This is a genomic window from Mesorhizobium sp. B3-2-1, assembly GCF_006439515.1.
GTDB lineage: Bacteria > Pseudomonadota > Alphaproteobacteria > Rhizobiales > Rhizobiaceae > Mesorhizobium.
The window spans coordinates 1-1,020 of record NZ_VFTI01000073.1; the positions used below are offsets into that span (position 1 = coordinate 1).

Sequence of the window (1,020 nt, forward strand, 5' to 3'; positions counted from 1 at the left end):
ATTCCGCAAAGTTGGAATGTCGCCCTGCTCGTCGATGAGCGAGGGAGACGGCGGGTTGGGACTGATTTTGATGAGCGAGCGCGAGCTGCAACGCATCGAGGTGCTGTCGAAGGTTTTGGAGCGGCGCATGACGGTTGTCTCGGCCGCGCATGTCCTGGATATGACGACGCGTCAGGTCCAGCGTCTGCTGAAGGTGTTCCGGGCCGAAGGCGCCGCAGCACTTCGGCACAAGGCTCGAGGCCGACCGTCGAACCATCGATATGTCGCCGGTGTCGGCGATCTGGCGATTCAGTTGGTCCGAGAACACTATGTCGACTTCGGACCGACCTTGGCGGCCGAGAAGTTGGCGGCGAACCACGGCCTGGTCGTGTCGCGCGAGACGTTGCGCAAATGGATGGCGGAAGCCGGAATCTGGCTGTCCCGAAAGCAGCGCAGGACGTTCCATCAACCCAGATTACGTCGGGAGTCATATGGCGAGCTGGTGCAGATCGACGGCAGTGATCATCGTTGGTTCGAGGAGCGGGGCGATCCATGCACCCTGCTCGTCTTCATCGACGACGCCACGAGCAAGCTCCAGCAGCTTCGCTTTGTGAAGTCGGAGAGCACCTTCAGCTACTTCGAGACGCTCGAGCTCTATCTGAAGGCGCACGGTTGCCCGGTAGCGTTCTATTCCGACAAGCATACGGTGTTTCGTGTCGCCAAGAAGGATGCCAAGGCAGGTCGCGGCATGACTCAATTCGGCCGCGCCTTATCGGAACTCAACATCGAGATCCTGTGCGCCAACTCGAGCCAGGCCAAAGGCCGGGTCGAAAGGGTCAATCGGACGCTGCAGGACCGCCTCGTGAAGGAACTGCGCCTTGCCGGCATATCGGACATCGAGGCGGCCAACGCGTTCCTGCCGATATTCATGGCCGACTTCAACGAGAGATTCGCCAGGGTCCCTGCCCGACCGGACAATCTGCATCGCGCGTTGAATGCTGCGGCGGATCGGCTGCGTGACGTGCTGTGCAAGCGGGAGCA

General features: G+C 61.0%; 1 protein-coding gene. It reads left to right on the forward strand.

The genetic code is table 11. The features are described from left to right. Positions 1-55: 55 nt before the first annotated feature. On the forward strand, positions 56-1,020 hold a 965-nt coding region (locus FJW08_RS32255), incomplete at its 3' end, for an ISNCY family transposase (RefSeq protein ID WP_181183116.1).